Source organism: Janthinobacterium sp. DSP2-3-3 (assembly GCF_049897325.1).
Classification (GTDB): Bacteria; Pseudomonadota; Gammaproteobacteria; order Burkholderiales; family Burkholderiaceae_D; genus Janthinobacterium.
Genome location: NZ_JAFCWA010000003.1, coordinates 429,652 through 448,323 on the forward strand (window position 1 = coordinate 429,652; position 18,672 = coordinate 448,323).

At 60.7% G+C, this 18,672-nt stretch carries 15 protein-coding genes; 11 read left to right on the plus strand and 4 right to left on the minus strand.

The window, feature by feature from the left end; all coding sequences use genetic code 11:
• Positions 1 to 133: 133 nt before the first annotated feature.
• The gene (locus tag ACP7DE_RS08705; protein ID WP_426071712.1) at positions 134 to 943 is read right to left on the minus strand and encodes a PhzF family phenazine biosynthesis protein; all 810 of its coding nucleotides are present in this window, start codon (positions 941 to 943) and stop codon (positions 134 to 136) included.
• Between the two features lie 97 nt (positions 944 to 1,040).
• Between ACP7DE_RS08705 and ACP7DE_RS08710 the strand changes: the two genes are divergently transcribed.
• Complete coding sequence (locus ACP7DE_RS08710; RefSeq protein WP_426071713.1) at positions 1,041 to 4,214, plus strand: error-prone DNA polymerase; 3,174 nt, start codon at positions 1,041 to 1,043, stop codon at positions 4,212 to 4,214.
• A gap of 39 nt (positions 4,215 to 4,253) precedes the next feature.
• Complete coding sequence (locus ACP7DE_RS08715) at positions 4,254 to 4,727, plus strand: GNAT family N-acetyltransferase (protein ID WP_426071779.1); 474 nt, start codon at positions 4,254 to 4,256, stop codon at positions 4,725 to 4,727.
• Positions 4,728 to 4,813: 86 nt separating this feature from the next.
• Here ACP7DE_RS08715 and ACP7DE_RS08720 read toward each other — a convergent pair whose 3' ends face one another.
• Positions 4,814 to 6,223 carry an FAD-binding oxidoreductase gene (locus ACP7DE_RS08720; protein WP_426071714.1) on the minus strand — a complete coding sequence of 470 codons (1,410 nt, stop codon included), beginning with the start codon at positions 6,221 to 6,223 and terminating at the stop codon, positions 4,814 to 4,816.
• Positions 6,224 to 6,412: 189 nt separating this feature from the next.
• Between ACP7DE_RS08720 and ACP7DE_RS08725 the strand changes: the two genes are divergently transcribed.
• From ACP7DE_RS08725 to ACP7DE_RS08745, 5 genes are all read left to right on the plus strand, one after another.
• Positions 6,413 to 7,333 carry a ChaN family lipoprotein gene (locus ACP7DE_RS08725; protein ID WP_426071715.1) on the plus strand — a complete coding sequence of 307 codons (921 nt, stop codon included), beginning with the start codon at positions 6,413 to 6,415 and terminating at the stop codon, positions 7,331 to 7,333.
• A 142-nt stretch (positions 7,334 to 7,475) separates the two neighbouring features.
• Positions 7,476 to 8,228 carry a tonB-system energizer ExbB gene (exbB, locus tag ACP7DE_RS08730; RefSeq protein ID WP_426071716.1) on the plus strand — a complete coding sequence of 251 codons (753 nt, stop codon included), beginning with the start codon at positions 7,476 to 7,478 and terminating at the stop codon, positions 8,226 to 8,228.
• 3 nt (positions 8,229 to 8,231) lie between these two features.
• On the plus strand, positions 8,232 to 8,657 hold the full coding sequence (gene exbD / locus ACP7DE_RS08735) for a TonB system transport protein ExbD (protein WP_426071717.1): 426 nt from the start codon (positions 8,232 to 8,234) through the stop codon (positions 8,655 to 8,657).
• Entirely contained in the window at positions 8,654 to 9,445 is a 792-nt protein-coding gene (locus ACP7DE_RS08740) for a TonB family protein (RefSeq protein WP_426071718.1), read from the plus strand. The genes exbD and ACP7DE_RS08740 overlap by 4 nt, the downstream gene beginning before the upstream one ends.
• A gap of 52 nt (positions 9,446 to 9,497) precedes the next feature.
• A complete protein-coding gene (locus ACP7DE_RS08745; protein WP_426071719.1) occupies positions 9,498 to 11,753 on the plus strand; it encodes a TonB-dependent receptor domain-containing protein in 2,256 nt (751 codons plus the stop codon).
• A gap of 139 nt (positions 11,754 to 11,892) precedes the next feature.
• Here the strand turns inward: ACP7DE_RS08745 and ACP7DE_RS08750 are convergent, their stop codons facing one another.
• Complete coding sequence (locus ACP7DE_RS08750) at positions 11,893 to 12,294, minus strand: PRC-barrel domain-containing protein (protein ID WP_426071720.1); 402 nt, start codon at positions 12,292 to 12,294, stop codon at positions 11,893 to 11,895.
• A 246-nt stretch (positions 12,295 to 12,540) separates the two neighbouring features.
• Between ACP7DE_RS08750 and ACP7DE_RS08755 the strand changes: the two genes are divergently transcribed.
• The 4 genes from ACP7DE_RS08755 (at position 12,541) to ACP7DE_RS08770 (ending at position 17,820) form a co-directional block, all read left to right on the plus strand.
• On the plus strand, positions 12,541 to 14,193 hold the full coding sequence (locus ACP7DE_RS08755; protein ID WP_426071721.1) for a CTP synthase: 1,653 nt from the start codon (positions 12,541 to 12,543) through the stop codon (positions 14,191 to 14,193).
• A 139-nt stretch (positions 14,194 to 14,332) separates the two neighbouring features.
• Positions 14,333 to 15,616: a phosphopyruvate hydratase gene (eno, locus tag ACP7DE_RS08760; protein ID WP_426071722.1), complete on the plus strand. Its 1,284-nt coding sequence runs from the start codon at positions 14,333 to 14,335 to the stop codon at positions 15,614 to 15,616.
• A 61-nt stretch (positions 15,617 to 15,677) separates the two neighbouring features.
• Complete coding sequence (gene ftsB / locus ACP7DE_RS08765) at positions 15,678 to 16,001, plus strand: cell division protein FtsB (protein ID WP_426071723.1); 324 nt, start codon at positions 15,678 to 15,680, stop codon at positions 15,999 to 16,001.
• 460 nt (positions 16,002 to 16,461) lie between these two features.
• A complete protein-coding gene (locus ACP7DE_RS08770; protein WP_426071724.1) occupies positions 16,462 to 17,820 on the plus strand; it encodes a glycerophosphodiester phosphodiesterase family protein in 1,359 nt (452 codons plus the stop codon).
• A 422-nt stretch (positions 17,821 to 18,242) separates the two neighbouring features.
• Here the strand turns inward: ACP7DE_RS08770 and ACP7DE_RS08775 are convergent, their stop codons facing one another.
• Positions 18,243 to 18,524, minus strand: coding sequence for a hypothetical protein (locus tag ACP7DE_RS08775; RefSeq protein ID WP_426071725.1), 282 nt, complete (start codon positions 18,522 to 18,524; stop codon positions 18,243 to 18,245).
• Positions 18,525 to 18,672: the final 148 nt, after the last annotated feature.

The window sequence follows — 18,672 nt, forward strand, 5'->3', positions numbered from 1 at the left end:
CTAGTGCCATCATTTCAGCATTCACCAGCGATACTTTGTTTTGTTATTACAAATTTGTTGTAACTGTTGTTTCCTGGTTGATTATCTTTTCGCCGCTGCCTTGCTTGCCTTGTACCGGTGCAGCATGCCCCGTTCAGGTGCTGCGTTGCACCATGCCGCCCACCCAGATTGCCTGCGCGCTGTATTGCACCTGGATCAAACAGGCTTGCTGCGTCACGTGGCCCTGATGCAGACGCAGCGACTGTTGTCGGTGCGCTGCCAGCGCGCCCGCCGCCACGCCCGTGGCGCTGTCTTCCAGTGCCGGGTCGAGGTGGTTGAAGTTGCGCCCCTCGTATTCGCTCTCGCCCGTGCGGCAATACGCATAGCAGCCATTGACCTGATGCAAGGCGCTCCAGTCGGCGATCAGCTCCAGGTTCGGCCGCAGCGCGCGCAGTATGGTGCGGTCGGCCACTTCCAGCAGCAGCTTCGGGCTGCCGACCGAGGCGATCACGGGCGGCGAGGTCAGGTGCATGTGCTGGCCCATCAGTTCCGACGGAATGTATTTTTCCACGCTGACGGCAGGCGTCGGTTGCGGCGCCAGGCCGATGAATAATCCATGCGATAAACCGTCCGATAAACCGTCCGCACGGCGCACCAGTTGCAAGGCTTGCCCGCGCATGGCGGTCGTCACCGTCAGCGTTGCCGGCGCGCCAGGCGCCGTCAGCAGCACATGCGCGGCCGCCAGGCTGGCATGCAGGCACAGGGGGCTGCGCGTGTGCGGATAAAAATAGTCGAGCACGATGCCGCCGTCCGCTTGCCGGTCGATGAAGACGCAGGCGCTCACTTGCCGTTCGCGGGCGAAGGCCTGGCGCGCCGTTACGCTGCCGTGCTCGTTTTCTACGACCAGCGCCGCATTGCCGCCACCGGGTGCGGCGCCGAAACATTTCAAGAGATGGACGGTCATGGCGGTCGAGGCAAAAGGTAAAACACCAGCATAAACGATAAGCCCGATTCCAGATAAGTATAATATACTGTGTTTATATACAGTATTGAGGTAGATCATGTGGGGCGCAGTCTTACCCGAGTATGCTGAGTTGTACTGTCTGAGTAATTTCAGCTTCCTGCATGGGGCCTCACATGCGGAAGAGCTGGTGGCGCGCTCTGTCCAGCTCGGTTATCACGCGCTGGCGATCACCGACGAGTGTTCGCTGGCCGGCGTCGTGCGCGCCCATGCGGTGGCCAAGCGAGCCGGTTTTCCCTTGATCATCGGCGCGCATTTTCATTTGACGCAGGCCGACGGCAGCCCGGCCCTGTCCCTGCTGGCGCTGGTGCGGGATTCCGATGGCTATGGCAATCTGTCGGAACTGATCACCATGGCGCGCACGCGGGCGGCCAAGGGGCGTTATTTGCTGACGCCAGACGATTTCGCCGCGCCGTCGTCCGAGTTTGCCCATTTGCGGGGTTTGCCCGGTTGTCTGATGATCTTGCTGCCCAGCTATCCGGCCCGGCCTGAGACGCTGCGCGCGCAGGGCGCGTGGATGGCGTCCACCTTTGGCAGCGAGTGCAGCTGGATCGGCCTGAACCTGCTGCAGCGGGCGCAGGATGACGCGCACCGCAGCGCCGTGCAGGACGCCGCGCAGGCGCTGGGCTTGCCCGTGGTGGCCGTCGGCCATGTGTGCATGCACGTGCGTTCGCGCAAGCCTTTGCTCGACACCCTGTGCGCGATCCGCGTGGGCAAGCCCGTGGATGAGTGCGGGTATGCGCTGGCGCAAAACGCGGAGCAGCATCTGCGCGCGCGCTTGCGCCTGGCCAATGTGTATCCGCCGCAAGCGCTGGCGGAAACCGTGCGCATCGCCAAGATGTGCGAATTTTCCCTCGACAGCTTGCACTATGACTATCCCGACGAGCTAGTGCCGCACGGCCACACGCCGGCGACCTATCTGCGCGAGGAAACCTATGCGGGGGCGCGCATCCGCTTTCCGCTGGGCATTCCAGCAAACGTGCAGCAGCAGATCGAGCAGGAGCTGGCACTGATTGCGGAGCTTTCTTACGAAGCGTATTTCCTGACCGTGTATGACATCGTGCGTTTTGCCCGCTCACAAAACATCCTGTGCCAGGGCAGGGGATCGGCCGCCAATTCGGCCGTCTGCTATTGCCTGCAAATTACAGCAGTGGACCCGGCGCGCGGCAATTCGCTGGTCGGGCGCTTCATGTCGCGCGAGCGCAACGAGCCGCCCGATATCGACGTCGATTTCGAGCACCAGCGGCGCGAAGAGGTGATTCAATATATCTACGGAAAATATGGCCGCGAGCGGGCCGCGCTGGCCGCCGTGGTGATCAGCTACCGGCCGAAAAGCGCCTTGCGCGACAGCGGTAGGGCGCTGGGGATCGACCTGGCCATCGTGGAAAAGGTGGCCAAGGCGCATCGCTGGTTCGACGGCAAGCACGATTTGCTGGAGCGCCTGGCCGAATGCGGGCTCGATCCGGAGGCGGCATTGTCGCAGCAATGGGCCGGCCTGGCGCAGCAGTTGCTGGGCTTTCCCCGCCATTTGTCGCAGCATCCGGGCGGCTTTGTGATTGCGCAAGGCAAGTTGTCGCGCCTGGTGCCGATTGAAAACGCCAGCATGGCCGAGCGCAGCGTCATCGAGTGGGACAAGAACGACTTGGAGGAACTGGGTTTGATGAAGGTCGATGTGTTGGCGCTGGGCATGCTGTCGGCCTTGCGCCGCGCCCTGGAACTGGTGAGTGCGCGACGCGGCGAGCAATTTCGCCTGCACGATATTCCCGCCGAAGACCCCGCCACCTACGACATGATGTGCCAGGCGGACACCATCGGTGTGTTCCAGATCGAGTCGCGCGCGCAGATGAGCATGTTGCCGCGTCTGCGTCCCCGCCAATTCTACGACCTCGTCATCGAAGTGGCGCTGGTGCGCCCCGGCCCCATCCAGGGTGGCATGGTGCATCCGTATTTGCAGCGGCGCCAGCAGAAAGAACCCGTCGAATATCCGAAGGGCTTGGAAAAGGCGCTGGGACGCACCCTGGGCATCCCGATTTTCCAGGAGCAGGTGATGCAGGTGGCCATCATCGCGGCCGATTTCACGCCCGGCGAAGCGGACCAGTTGCGGCGCGCCATGGCGGCCTGGAAACGCAAGGGCGGCATGAACAATTACAAGGAACGCATCGTCGAAACGATGGTCAAAAATGAGTATAGCCGGGAGTTTGCGGAATCCATCTTCAGTCAGATCGAAGGCTTTGGCGAATACGGCTTTCCCGAGTCGCACGCGGCCAGCTTCGCCTTGCTGACCTACGCCAGTTCCTGGCTGAAATGCCATGAACCGGCCGCCTTCCTGTGCGCCTTGCTCAACAGCCAGCCCATGGGCTTTTACAGTCCCTCGCAACTGGTGCAGGATGCTCGCCGGCACGGTGTGCAAGTGCTGCCCGTCGACGTGGCCGTCAGCGGCTGGGAGGCGAAGTTGGAAGAACAGGAAGAACAGGAAGCACAGGAAGCACAGGAAGCACAGGAAGCCGCTCCCGCCGTGCGCCTGGGCTTGAACAGCCTGTTCGGCATGCGTGCCGAGGCCGCCCTGCGCATCGAGGATGCGCGCGCCATCGCCGCCTTTGTCGACGTGGCCGACCTGGCGCGGCGTGGCGGCCTGTACCGTCATGACTTGCAGGTGTTGGCTGCCGGCAATGCGCTGCACGCGCTGGCCGGCCACCGGCGCGAGGCGCTATGGCAGGCGGCCGGCGCCGTGCCCGACAAGGACTTGTTGCGCGCCACCACACCAGAGGAAGACTTGCCCGTGCTAGCCGCGCCAACGGAAGGCGAGAACATCGTCAGCGACTACCGCGCGCAGGGCCTGACCCTGGGCCGCCACCCGCTGGCGCTGTTGCGCAAGTCATTGCTGGAGCAGCGTTTCCTGCCCGCCGCGACGCTTGCCAGCTACACGAATGGCCAGCTGGCGCGCGCGTGCGGCATCGTCACCGTGCGCCAGCGCCCGGGCACGGCCAAGGGCGTGATCTTCATGACACTCGAAGACGAGACGGGCACGGTCAACGTCATCGTCTGGCCCGACCTGGTGGAAAGCCAGCGGCGCGAAGTGCTGAGCGCGCCGCTGCTGGGCGTGTATGGCGTGTGGCAGCGCGAAGGGCAGGTATGCAACCTGGTGGCCAAGCGCCTGGTCGACATGTCGCATTTGCTGGGACGCTTGAGGATCAGCAGCCGCGATTTCTGTTGAGAGTTGCCGGCGGGGAGGAGGGCATGGCATTATTTGAAAATGACAACCTTGCCCGAACCGACACTGCGTCCCGCCCTGGTCGCCGACGCGCCCGCCATCGTCGCCCTGATCGACGATCTGATGCCCTTTTTGACCTTGCATCCCGATGGTGCGGGGGCGGAAAAGTTCATCGAACATTGCCGCCAGCCAGCCATCGAAGGCTATCTGTCGCAGTCGCGCTACGCGTATCAGCTGGCGCATCTCGACGGCGAACTGGCCGGCGTGGTGGCCATGCGCGACAACACGCATCTGTTCCACATGTTCGTGCCGCGCGCCTTGCATCGACGCGGCATGGCGCGCCGCCTGTGGCAGGCCGCGCGCGACGCGTCCATCGCCGCCGGCAATACGACGGGCTTTACGGTGAACGCCTCCCTGTATGCCTTGCCCTTGTACGAACGCCTGGGCTTTGTCGCCACGGGGCCGAAGGTGGAAATGGATGGCATCGCCTTCGTGCCGATGCGCATGGAGTTGTAAAAATTAGCCCAACGGCAAGGACTGGGAGCGTACCCTCAGGGGGCATTTTCCCCAGTGGGGAAAATGCCGATCCAGAAGGGACAGACCTACCATCTGACAATCTTTCCCGGATTCATGATGTTCTTTGGGTCCAGCGCATGTTTCAAGGCGCGCATGGTGTCGATGGCGCCGACACCATGTTCTTCCACCAGGAAAGCCATCTTGTGCATGCCTACGCCGTGCTCGCCCGTACAGGTGCCGTCCATGCCGATGGCACGCGTGACCATGTCGCTGTTGACCTTTTCCGCACGGGCGATGTCGGCCGGATCATTCGGGTCGACCAGCATCTGCACGTGGAAATTGCCGTCGCCCACGTGGCCGATGATGGCGTAGACCAGGCCCTGCGCCTCGCAATCGGCCTTGGTGGCCAAAATGCATTCGGCCAGGCGCGAAATGGGCACGCAGCAATCGGTGGAAATGGCGCGGCTGCCGGGGCGCATCTGCAGCAGGGCGAAATACGCGTTGTGGCGCGCGGCCCACAGACGCGAACGGTCTTCGGGTCGGCTGGCCCACGCGAAATCGCTGGCGCCGTGTTCCGCCGTGATGGCTTGCACCAACTGCGCCTGCTCAGCCACGCCGGCCGGCGTACCGTGGAATTCAAATAGCAACAAAGGTTTTTGCGGCAGCGCCATCTTGTCATAGGCATTGATAGCTTTTACACCGTTTTCATCGAGAAACTCGACTCGCGCCACAGGCACGCCCATCTGGATGGTTTGGATCACGGCGTTGACGGCTTCGCCCGTGCCAGGGAACGAACAGACGGCTGCCGAGATTGCTTCGGGCAGCGGGTACAGTTTGACCGTCACTTCCGTGATGATGCCTAAGGTCCCCTCGCTGCCGACAAACAAGCGCGTCAGATCGTAGCCGGCCGAGGATTTCTTCGCCCGCGTGCCCGTCTTGATGATGCGGCCATCGGCCGTTACCACCGTCAGGGCCAGCACGTTTTCACGCATGGTGCCGTAGCGCACGGCATTCGTGCCCGAGGCGCGCGTGGCGGCCATGCCGCCAAGGGACGCGTTGGCGCCAGGGTCGATGGGGAAGAACAGGCCCGTGTCGCGGATTTCTTCATTGAGTTGCTTGCGCGTTACGCCCGCCTGCACGGTGGCCGTCAAGTCTTCATTGTGCACGGCGAGCATGGCGTTCATTTGCGACAGATCAATCGTGATGCCACCATGCAGGGCCAGCACGTGGCCTTCGAGCGAGGTGCCACTGCCATAGGCGATGATGGGCACGTCGTGCGCGCTGCACAGCTTGACGGCGGCCGCTACTTCTTCGGTGGAATGGGCGAAGATGACGGCGTCCGGTAGCATGGGGGGATAGCTCGACTCGTCGCGGCCATGGTGTTCGCGCATGGCTTGCGTCATGGAAAAGCGGTCGGCAAAGATCAGGGAAAGTACGGCAGCAAGGGATGCGGGCAGCGGTTTTTTCAGTACCGCCAACTGCTCAGTTTGATTCACGCGAGTCCTCCGTTTTTTTTATTCTACTCCGCGCCCGGGGATTTCATCGAAGCACCATATTGATTTTTTGCCAGTTGTAAAAAAAATCTGCATGGTGTGTCGTGTATGAGTTGTAAATGAGAATCATTTCTATTAAAATGCCCGCCTGTACCTATTTGCGATGCGCGCTTTACCCGAAAGGCCATACCCATGAAATTCCCCCTGTCCCTCGCTGCCGTCCTGCCCGCCTGCGTGCTGGCGCTGAGCGCCTGCAGCAGCGTCGCACCGGCCACTGGCACGGCTGCCGCCACGACCGCCACGACCGTTTCTACGCCAGACGTGCGCCAGCTGGGCGAGATCGTCGACCTGCGCAGCGGCAAGCGCCTGAGCGCCGAGCAATTGCTGGCCCAGCTGGCCGCCGCCCCGCGCGTGATCATCGGCGAGCAGCATGACCAGCTCAGCCATCACCAGATCGAGCAGTGGTTGCTGCAGCAATTGCAGGGCCAGCGTCCGCAAGGCAGCGTACTGCTGGAAATGCTGAATCCGGACCAGCAAGCCAAGGTGGACAAGGTCAAGCCGTGGCTGCAGACGGACCCCGTCGTGCGCCCCGAACACGTGGCCGAGCTGCTGGCTTGGCAGCCCAGCTGGAAGTGGGAGCAATATGGCGACCTCGTCATGACCGTGATGCGCGCGCCATACCCCGTCTGGTCGGCCAACCTGGACCGCAGCGAAATCAAGCAATTGTTTGTCGACAAGCCGGCCGTGCAGGGCACTCATTCCAACCTGGCCAACGATGGCAAGGTGCATGACAAACTGAAAGACATCATCCGTGTCATGCATGACAACCAGATCGACGCGCCACGCCTGGCCGCCATGCTGTCGGTGCAGCAGCAGCGTGACCGCCGCATGGCCGAACGCCTGCTGGCTGCGCCCGCGCCGGCCGTGCTGATCGCCGGCGCCTACCATGCGCACAAGGACCTGGGCGTGCCGCTGCACGTGCAGGACTTGACGGGCGGCCCGGCGCCGCTGGTGCTGGTGCTGGCGCAGCGCGGCGCCACGGTGCTGGCGCCGCAGGCGGACTTTGTGTGGTTCACGCCGGTTACGGCACTCGCCATCGCCAGCGCCAAGTAAGTCGTTTCACCTCCGCCGGGCGCTCTGCCCGGCACTCTCCCCCAGCAAGCTCCTCCATAGCAGCCAGGCAGTCCGTCCGATTTTTTTTGCATGCGCGTGCGCGCCGTTGGCGCAGCCATGTCTGTTACCTGTTGAAGCTTCCATGCGACTCTCTTTGTTGTGTATCAAGGCCGCCACCTGCGGCATCGCTCTTTCCCTCTTTCATGCCACGGCGCAAGCGTCCGCGCTGCCGCACGACATGTCGCCGCTGGGCATGTTTTTCGCTGCTGACCAGGTGGTGAAAAGCGTCCTCATCGGTTTATTGATCGCCGCGCTGGCCACCTGGGTGGTCCTGCTGGTGAAGGGCGCCAGTTTGCTGCAAGCCCGGCGCGCGGCGGCGCAAGCCGTCGCCGTGCTGAAGACGGCCACGTCCTTGCCGGACGCGGCAGTAAAGAGCGGGGCGTCTTTTCTGGCGCAACGCTTGCTCGATGAGGTGCAGCAGGAACTGAGCTTGTCGCACGCGAATGCGCCGGCGGCGGCGTTGAAAGAACGGGCCGGCTTTCGCCAGGAACAGTTAATCGCGCAGCAGGTGCGCGCGATGACGCAAGGCATCGGCCTGCTCGCCAGCATCGGCGCCGTGGCGCCCTTCGTCGGCCTGTTCGGCACCGTGTGGGGCATCATGAACAGCTTCATCGGCATCGCCGTCAGCCAGAGCACGAATTTGGCCACCGTCGCGCCCGGCATCGCGGAAGCCTTGCTGGCGACGGCCCTGGGCCTGGTGGCGGCGATTCCCGCCGTCGTCATCTATAACGTGCTCAGCCGTGGCATCAACCAGTACAAGGCGCAGCTGCGCGCCGCTTCCGCGCAAGTGCTGCTGATGCTGAGCCGCGACCTCGACACGCGCAAGCAGGCCTGAGCCATGGCTTCTCTGTTTCCTTCCCCGGACGACGACACGGCCGATATGCCGGAATTGAGCGAGATCAATGTCACGCCCTTCATCGACGTGATGCTGGTGCTGCTGATCATTTTCATGGTGGTCTCGCCGCTGGCGACCGTCGACTTGAAAATCGACTTGCCGGCCGCCACGGCCAAGCCCGAGCCGCGTCCCGAGCAACCATTGTTCGTTTCCCTGAAAGCCGATCACAGCCTGTACCTGGGCGAGTCGCCCGTGGCGCGCGAGCAGCTGGGCCGTTTGCTCGATGCCGCGACGGGCGGCGACCGCCAGCGCACGCTGTTTTTCCAGGCCGACAAGCAAGCCGCGTATGAAGACGTGCTGGGCGTGATGGATGCCTTGCGCCAGGCCGGTTACTTGAAAGTGGGCCTGGTCGGCCGGGAGGGCGGGTGAAAGGGCCGACCATGCTGGCGCTGCGTCCGCTATTGAGTTGGGGCATCGCCACGTCGCTGGTGGTCGCCATGACACTGGCGCTGCTGCTGTGGGCCGGCTGGCAGCCCATTGCCGTGGCGCCCGCCAATCCGGCCGCCAGCGTGATGGTGGTGTTTGCCGCGCAAGCGACGTCGCCGGAGAGACGACAGGCCGCAGCGGCAGGGGCGCGCCAGTCGGCCGCCTCCAGCGCCGCTCGGCCACCGAAGAGCACGACCCGGCAAGAGGCGGTGCCGGTGCTGGCGCGCGCCGCCGCGCCGGAGATCGTCGCGGCGGAAAAAGACGCGAAGGCGGCGGCCAGTCCGGTGACGGACCCGGGCAAGGACGCCACCAAGGAAGCGTCATTACCCGCGCAAGCCAGCAGCAGCGCCACGCCGGCGCCAAGCCCCGTGCGCGGTCCGCAGGCTGCGCCGTTCAACAGCGATACGCCGCCCGCCAGCGCGGCGCCGGCCAGCTGGCAAAGCCAGGTGCTCAGCCACCTGGCCCATTTCAAGCGTTATCCGGGTGACGCGCGCCAGCGCAAGCGGGCCGGCGCCGCCTGGGTGCGTTTCCAGGTGGACCGCGACGGCAAGCTGCTGGCCAGCGAATTGATCATTTCATCGGGCACGGTGCTGCTCGACCGCGAAGCGCTGCAAGTGCTGCAGCGCGCGCAACCGTTGCCGGCGCCGCCCGACAACGTATTACACCAGGGCACGGTGACCGTCACCTTGCCCGTCTCGTTCAAGCTGGAAGCAGGACAAGACAAGGCATGAGGATGCCGATTGCTTTTCATTAAAAAATCTATCCATAACAAATCGAGGGTGTATGCATATCAAGACAATGGCGCAAGCCGTGGGCGTCTGCATGGCGTTGTTCGCGCAACAGGCGTGGGCGCAAGAAAATACCGGCGGCAAGGTCGAGCTTTCGCCGCTGAATGTGTCGGGCGAGGCGGTCCCTGCGGAACGCCAGGCGCTGGAAAAGCCGGGCGCCGTCAGTGCGCGCGGGCCGGACACGCGCTTGCAGCCAGTGGACCAGATCGTGCGCAGCATGCCGGGCACGTTTACCCAGATCGATCCGGCGCAGGGCGCCGTCAGCGTGAATATCCGCGGCCTGTCGGGTCTGGGCCGCGTCAACATGATGGTCGATGGCGTGAGCCAGAATTACTATGGCAGCGCGCCATCGTCGGTCTCGCATGGCGGCGTTCCCAGCAGCCAGTTCGGCGCCCTGATCGACCCGAATTTCATCATCGGCGTGGATGTGTCGCGCGGCAATGTCATCGGCGGCGATGGCGTCAATGCGCTGGCCGGCAGCGCCAACTTCCGCACCATCGGCGTCGATGATGTGGTGTTTTCTGGCCAGAAAACGGGGGCGCGCAGCAAGCTGTCGTCCGGCAGCAATGGCGTGGGGCGCAGCGCGATGCTGGCCGTGGCCATGAAAAACCCGGCCTTCGATGGCGGCAGCGTGGGTTTCATGGCCGCCACCAGTGCCAGCGTGATCGGCAATAACTACAAGAATGCCAAGGGAATCAATAGCGAGGAATTCGGTTTCGGCTATAACCGCTATTACCAGCAAAAGCCCAAGTCGCAATTGCTCAAGCTGGACCTCAAATTGAGCGACTTCCACGCGTTGGAATTGTCGGCGCGCGATTACCGCAGCAGCTTTACGCGCCGTGACATCCAGAGCGACGATTACTACGTAAAATATCACTACACGCCGTTTTCGGAATTGATCGACCTCAATGTGGTTGCCAGCAGCAGCCGTGGCAACCAGAAATACATGCCCGAGGCGCTGATTAATTTTATCAACACGAATGCGGCCAACCGCGCCGATGCCTTCGATATCAATAACACCAGCAGCTTCAAGCTGGCCGGCGGCGACGCGCTGGTGACATTGGGCGGCAAGCTGATGCGTAACAGATACAGCAAACATGTGGAAAGCCTGGTCGACGATCCCGACAACCCCGAGGCGTACCAGCAATCGATTGAAAACAATACTTTCGGGCCGGAAGGACGGCAAAAGATCGACAGCGTGTATGTCGGCCTGCAATACAATCGTGGCATCTATCAAGTCAATGCCGGGCTCAACTATACGAGCTTCGAGCTGACGGGCTACAAACCTGCCTGCGATTTGCGCGTGCAGTGCTTCCCGCAAGGCGCGTCGCGCATTGCGCTACAAGAACACGGCGTGAATCCTTCGCTGATGCTGTCGGCCCAGGTCGTGCCGTGGTTCCAGCCGTTTGCCAGCGCCGAGCGCACCATGCGCGGCCCGAATCCGCAGGAAGTGTTTTTCTCCAACGATGGCGGCGCTTCCATGAACCCCTTCCTGAAAGGGGAGAAGGCGACGACTTACCAGTTGGGCTTCAATTCCAGCCTGCATGGCTTGCTGAGCGCCAACGACGCGCTACACTTCAAGGCCCTGTATTTCAAGAGCAAGATCGACGGCTATATCACCAGCCAGTCCTTCCTCGTGTGCGACAGCGGCCGCAAGTGCAATATCGCGGAAGTGATCGCCAAGGATTGGCAAAATGTGGATGAGTACGTGACCAATATGTATATCTACATCAACTCGGCCACGCCCGTGTACTCGCGGGGATGGGAACTGGAAGCGCAATATCAGCTGGGGCCGGCTTATGCGCGCCTGTCGTACACGCGTGAGACGACGCGCCAGCCCACCTCGATCGCCAGCGCGTGGTTTGGCGCGGCCGACATCAGCGAGCTCCCCAGCGTGTATTACAACCTCGACGTGGGCACACGCTTGCTGGACAATAAGCTGGAAGTGGGCGCCATCTTCAAGCACACAGGTTCGAACCGCCGCCTGTCGCCGGAGAATGAGGCCGACGAGGCGACGGGCGAAGTGGTCAAGGCCGACAATCCGAAGATCCCGGCCGTGGTGGACTTGTACGCCAGCTACCAGGTGACGAAAAACCTGTTCCTGCGTCTGTCGGTGCAGAACGCCATGAACAAGGATTTTTCGGAAGCGCTGAACCGCCTGAACTCGATGCCGTCGCAGTCGCAAGAGAATACGCCGCTGAGCACGGCACGGGGCAGGACGTATGTGGCGGGACTGGAGTACCGGTTCTAGTTTTTTTACTAAAGCTGCGACGCCTGACAAAACTGTAGCGAGCGGATGTGATTTGTGGCCGAGAAGCGCAGCTGTGCTATAGCACAGTGAGCATCGCCGGCCGCAAAGCGCACCGCGCAGTAAGTTTTGTCAGGTGTTATCAACGCGGCGTCGTGCCGTAGTAACTATGGATGGAATTGGCCCACGTGGTATCGGCCATGTTCGGCCAGTTATCCGTGTCGAAGCCGGGGGCGTTTTCGATGCGCTCCTTGTCGACGTTCAGCGTGAAGCGCTTGTTGACGGTGTCGAGCACCAGCGCTTCCCAGGGCACGGCGAACAGCTTTTCGCCGATGGTGAAGACGCCACCGTGCGACATCACAGCGTAGGCGATCTTGCCGCTGCGCATGTCGATCATGATTTCCTTGATTTCGCCCAGGTGTTCATCCTTGGCGTTGTGCACATGGTCGCCGATCAGGGTGTCGGCACCCATCAGTTCGGGGCCGGGACCTTTGTGGCCGCGGTTGACATACATGCCGTAGGCGTCGCGTTCTTCGTAGCTCATGATGGACCTCCGTTGAAAAATTCCAGTCTGCCGCAAGGGCGCGGCAGGGTCTGTTCGCTCGCCCACACAAATTAAAGAATTGAAAATATTTCAATTATTGCCATTGAGTAATTTTGTTGTGTGTAGGCCGCAGGAGCGGGGGCGATAGTCATCATTTGGCGCAAATTTCCACGTGTGGAGAGCGCCGAAGGCGGGCTTTAGTGTATAATTTCAATTTCCCGCACGTGCCGTTCGGCACCATCTGCAATGACCAAATTTGTCTTCGTCACTGGTGGCGTTGTGTCTTCCCTTGGAAAAGGGATTGCCGCCGCCTCCCTCGCCGCGATCCTCGAATCGCGCGGCCTTAAAGTCACCATGCTCAAGCTCGACCCGTATATCAACGTCGATCCTGGCACGATGAGCCCTATGCAACACGGTGAGGTATTCGTCACCGATGACGGGGCCGAAACCGACCTCGACCTCGGTCACTACGAGCGCTTCATCTCCACCCGCATGAAAAAGGTGAATAACTTCACCACTGGCCAGATTTATGAGTCGGTGATCCGCAAGGAACGCCGGGGCGAATATCTGGGCAAGACCGTGCAGGTGATTCCGCATATCACCAATGAAATCCAGGACTACATCCGTCGCGGCGCCGAAGGCTACGACGTGGCCCTGTGCGAAATCGGCGGCACTGTCGGCGATATCGAATCGTTGCCATTCCTGGAAGCGGCGCGTCAGCTGAGCCTGCGCGCCGGTCGCAAGAACACGGCTTTCATCCACCTGACCCTGGTGCCTTACATCGCCTCGGCCGGTGAACTGAAAACCAAGCCGACGCAGCACTCGGTGCAAAAACTGCGTGAAATCGGCATCATGCCGAACGCGCTGCTGTGCCGTGCCGACCGTGCCATTCCAGAAGACGAGCGCGCGAAAATCTCGCTGTTCTCGAACATCGAAGAGCAGGCCGTCATTTCTGTGTGGGATGTCGACACCATCTACAAAGTGCCGCAAATGCTGCACGACCAGGGCCTCGACGCCATCATCTGCGAAGCGCTGGACCTCGATCCTGCGCCGGCCGACCTGTCGATCTGGAGCAAGCTGATCTACACGATGGAACACCCGAAGGCGGAAATCACCGTCGGCATGGTCGGCAAGTATGTCGAGCTGACCGAGTCGTACAAGTCGCTGATCGAAGCGCTGCGCCACGCCGGCATCCACACGGAAAGCCGCGTCAACATCGAGTACATCGATTCGGAAGAAATCGAAACGACAGGTTGCGACAACCTGGCCAAGTACGATGCCATCCTGGTACCGGGCGGCTTCGGCAAGCGCGGCGTGGAAGGCAAGATCAAGGCGGCCCAGTTTGCCCGTGAGCACAAGATCCCTTACCTGGGCATCTGCCTGGGCATGCAAGTGGCCCTGATCGAATACGCGCGCAACAAGGCAGGCATGCCGAACGCGAATTCGACCGAGTTCGACCTTGATACGGATCAACCTGTCGTTGCACTGATCAATGAGTGGCAAAACCACGATGGTAAAGTCGAGTTGCGCGATGAAAACTCGGACCTGGGCGGTACCATGCGCCTGGGCGCGCAAACCTGCGCCGTCAATCCGGGCACCCTCGCCGCCGAGATCTACGGCAGCGTGGTGACCGAGCGTCACCGCCATCGCTACGAAGCCAATAATCACTACCTGGCCCGTGTCGAAGCGGCTGGCCTGATCGTCTCGGCCCGCACGCCTAGCGAAGATTTGTGCGAAATCATGGAATTGCCACGCACGGGTGAAAATGCCCACCCATGGTATATGGGCGTGCAATACCATCCCGAGTTCAAGTCGACGCCACGCACCGGCCATCCCTTGTTTACCTCGTTCATCAAGGCAGCGCTGGCGCACAAAGAAGCCAACGCCGCCGCGCAATAACGCGGTCGATTGCGACAGTATTACCCGTAAGACAGCTCCCGGCCCGATGGTTACCGCCGGGAGTTTCTTTGCCCCTTTGTGCAATTGCGCATCAGAACGCAGTGTGCAGCCCCTGTTACGCTTAACTTTGGAGAATGACATGAGTGCTATTGTTGATATTATCGGTCGCGAGATCCTGGACTCGCGCGGCAATCCGACCGTCGAATGCGATGTGTTGCTGGAATCGGGCGTGATGGGCCGTGCGGCCGTGCCGTCGGGTGCCTCGACCGGTTCGCGCGAAGCCGTGGAATTGCGCGATGGCGACGCCAAGCGTTACTTCGGCAAGGGCGTGTTGCAAGCATGCGAAAACATCAATACCGAAATCTCCGAAGCCATCATGGGCCTGGACGCCAATGAGCAGGCGTTCCTGGACCGTACCCTGATCGACCTGGACGGCACGGAAAACAAATCGCGCCTGGGCGCCAACGCCATCCTGGCCGTCTCGATGGCGGTCGCCAAGGCTGCCGCTGAAGAAGCGGGCTTGCCGCTGTACCGCTATTTCGGCGGTTCGGGCGCCATGCAGATGCCAGTGCCGATGATGAACGTCATCAACGGCGGCGCACACGCCGACAACAACCTGGACATCCAGGAATTCATGATCATTCCCGTGGGCGCCCCGTCGTTCAAGGAAGCCGTCCGCTACGGCGCGGAAGTATTCCACACGCTGAAAAAGATCCTGCACAAGAAGGGCCTGAACACCAACGTGGGCGACGAAGGCGGTTTCGCGCCATCGCTGGCCAACCATGAAGAAGCCATCAAGCTGATCATCCAGGCCATCGAAGAAGCCGGTTACGAGCCAGGCACGCAGATCGCCATCGGTCTCGATTGCGCCGCGTCCGAGTTCTACAAGAACGGCAAGTACGAAATGGAAGGCGAAGGCCTGAGCTTGACGGCTACCGAGTTCACCAACCTGCTGGCGACCTGGTGCGACAAGTACCCGATCATCTCGATCGAAGACGCGATGCATGAAAGCGACTGGGACGGCTGGGCGATCCTGACGGCGGAACTGGGCAAGAAAGTGCAACTGGTCGGCGACGATCTGTATGTCACCAACACCAAGATCCTCAAAGAAGGCATCTCGAAAGGCATCGCCAATTCGATCCTGATTAAGATCAACCAGATCGGCACCCTGACGGAAACTTTCGCCGCCATCGAAATGGCCAAGCGCGCCGGTTACACGGCCGTCATTTCGCACCGCTCGGGTGAAACGGAAGACTCGACCATCGCCGATATCGCCGTTGCCACGAACGCCCTGCAGATCAAGACCGGCTCGATGTCGCGTTCGGACCGCATGGCCAAGTACAACCAGCTGCTGCGCATCGAAGAAGATCTGGGCGACATCGCCAGCTACCCTGGCCGCGATGCGTTCTATAATCTGAAGTAAGCTGATGTAAAACCCACTGGCCGGCCGGAGATATCCGGCCGGTTTTTTAACTGAATGCCCCATGCGCCTGATTACGCTCGCCCTGGCAGCTCTGCTGCTGTTGATCCAATTTCCCCTCTGGATGGGTAAAGGCGGCTGGCTGCGTGTTGCCGACATGGAAGCCCAAGTGGCGGTGGCCAACAAGAAGAACATGGAATTGAAGGCGCGCAACGCCAAGCTCGAATCCGAAGTGCGCGACCTGAAAGATGGTACGGGCGCCGTCGAGGAGCGTGCCCGCTATGAGCTGGGCATGGTCAAACAGAATGAGATTTTCGTGCAGATCGTGCGCAAGGGCCAGACCCCGCCACTGCTGGAAACGCCGGTGGACGCTGCTGCGCCACACTGAGTACTAACGACTTCCCGCTTGCCAGCCTGGACCGATTGCCAGGCTGACGCATGCCACATTTTATGGATACGCAGCGGTTTCTTGTTACTGGCACTGGCTGCGTTCGATCACGTGCCGGCTAGCAGCACTTTCCATGCGCTGGCGCTGGGTGTTAGCTGTCGAAACACCCGGCCATAAAAAAGTCGCTTTCCGTTTCCCGCACGACGCTACCGATATTGATCTCGGCCGGCGATAATTTGAGCCGCAGGCCGCCAATGCGCCTCCGCATGTCTTAGCCGCTCCAGCATATACGAAATCGATGCCGCAAGCGCAGGTTGGCCTGTTGTCATCAGGCTGTCATCTGGCGGTCACTGCTATGTCACAACTGGTTTTTACAATAGGTAGCATGGTTTCCGGGCGCGCTGGAGCAATGCGCGGTCCACGATCCCATAATTACAATCAACCAGGAATTGCGCTTAACATGACCATCAAAAAAAACACCTTGTTATGCCTGTCGGCGCTGACCTTGTCCGCTTGTGGTGGTGATAGTACCGAGTCCCTGTTGACGTTGGACGGCAAGGCGCCGCTGGTAATCGCCCATCGCGGCTTGTCGGGCCTGTACCCCGAAAAAACCCGCCCGGCCTACGAGGCGGCGGCCGATGCCGGCGCCGATTCGCTGGAACTCGATGTGCACATGTCGAAAGACTGCGTGCTGATGGCGCGCCACAATCCCTGGCTCAGCGACAACACCAATATCAGCAGCGTCGCACTGACGAATGCTCAGGTCGCCGCACGCAAACGCACGGTGCCAGGCCGTCTGGTCAATGTCAGCTATTCCTTGCCCACCTACGGCGGCCCGGCACAATACCTGAGCGATCTGACCGATCCGGCCAATCCGAAATCGGTGCTGAAATCGCTGATCGTCGATGGCGAAGACCATACGGGCGACTGGTCGATCAGCGATTTTACGGCTGTCGAACTGAAACAATGGATTGCCGGCACGACCTACGATGCGCGCGAATCGCGTCCGAGCGAATTGAATGGCAAATATCCTATCCTGACGATGCAAGAAGTGATCGATATCGCCAAAGCCAAAAGCGCATCGAGCGGTCGCACGATTTCGGTCTATCCGGAATCGAAAAACCCTGTATGGAATAATGCCCAGGCAATCGCCAACGGTTGCGGCAGCGGCAGCCATCCGTTCGAAGATGCGATTGTCAAGATCGTCAAAGACAATAATCTGAACAGCAAAACAGCGGCGATCTATGTCCAGAGTTTTGATCCCGCCAGCCTGAAATATATGCGCGCTGCCGGTTTGACGGCCAAAATGGTACAACTGGTCGATGGCAATGACATCAATTACAAAACCGGTGAAATGATTTACCGCACCAACGATGTCTATAATTTCGTCTCTGGCCGTCCGTATAGCTGGACGCTGGCTGGCGACGGCCGCTTCTTCGGCGAAATGCTGACGCCGGCGGGCCTGGCCGAAATCAAGACCTATGCCGACGGTATCGGTCCTTGGAAACCGCAAGTGATGGCCTTGACGATTTCGCCGTTCAAAGCCAGCAATGCCGATGGCACGCCGTACACCGGTTCGGCCGCCGACGTCAACAAGGCCACGCCAACGAGCCTGATCGCCGACGCCCATAAAGCCGGCTTGTTCGTCCACAGTTATACCTTCCGCAATGAGGCGAAATATCTAGCTGGCGTCTACAAAGGCGACCCGGCAGTTGAATTGCTGGGCTTTTTCCGCGCTGGCCTCGATGGCGCCTTTAGCGACTTCAGCAATACGGCCGTCGTTACGCGTAATGCTTACTTGAAAGAAACCGGGCGCTAAGTACCCACTTAATCAGCACCTTGGCGCCGCTCGGTGTCAGGCTCGGTGCACACCATCAGCGGGAATGGGAAATGGAATACGAAGAATCACAGCGCGGCTGTAGCAACAACGTGTAGCGCCGTTTTGAAGAAGTGCGGGCATGAGCCATTGATCATTGACCATTGACCATTGACCGGCAGCGCAGCAAGCGCTGTCGTCGTTCGACTTTGTCGAAACGCGCAAGGAACTCTGGCGCTGGCCAGCCACCAGCAAACCAGTCCGCGCGGCGAGCCGGAACCGGCCGACGACGTTTTACTTAGAGCTCGCCCTTGCCGGTCGAGATCAGGTAAAAACGGATGGCGGTGACGGCAACGGCCAGGGCGATCAGGGTGGTTTCGAGAATCATCATATAGTCTCTAAGTGTGTAAGTAATTGAAGGTTGATCAGCCGCGCGATGCCAGGAAGCGCAGTTCGCTGGCCAGATTCGGCATCAGGTTTTCATAACGTGCCGCTTCCGAGTTCAGCAGGGCGATGTCGCGCATGCTTGGACGCACATAGCGTTGCTCTTCGGTGCTGCTGGTACTGGTGCCGATGATTTCCTTCTGTGCCAGTTCGCTGTATGGCTTGGAAGCGAGCAGGGCGCCCAGGAAGGCGCGCGTGGCGCGGCCCAGGTTGCTGAAATAGTTGTCGTTGTCGTTGCTGTAGGTGTTGGTAAAAGTGGACATATGCCCTCCATGAATGGTCTGTTGTTGCATTGCACAATAGTGGAGTTGGCGATATATGTCTAATTTCAAATTCCAATTTCAGTAATTCAAGAAATGAATAATAAGGGCGTAGCCGCCGGCCACGCCCTGAAAATGAATTTGTTACGAA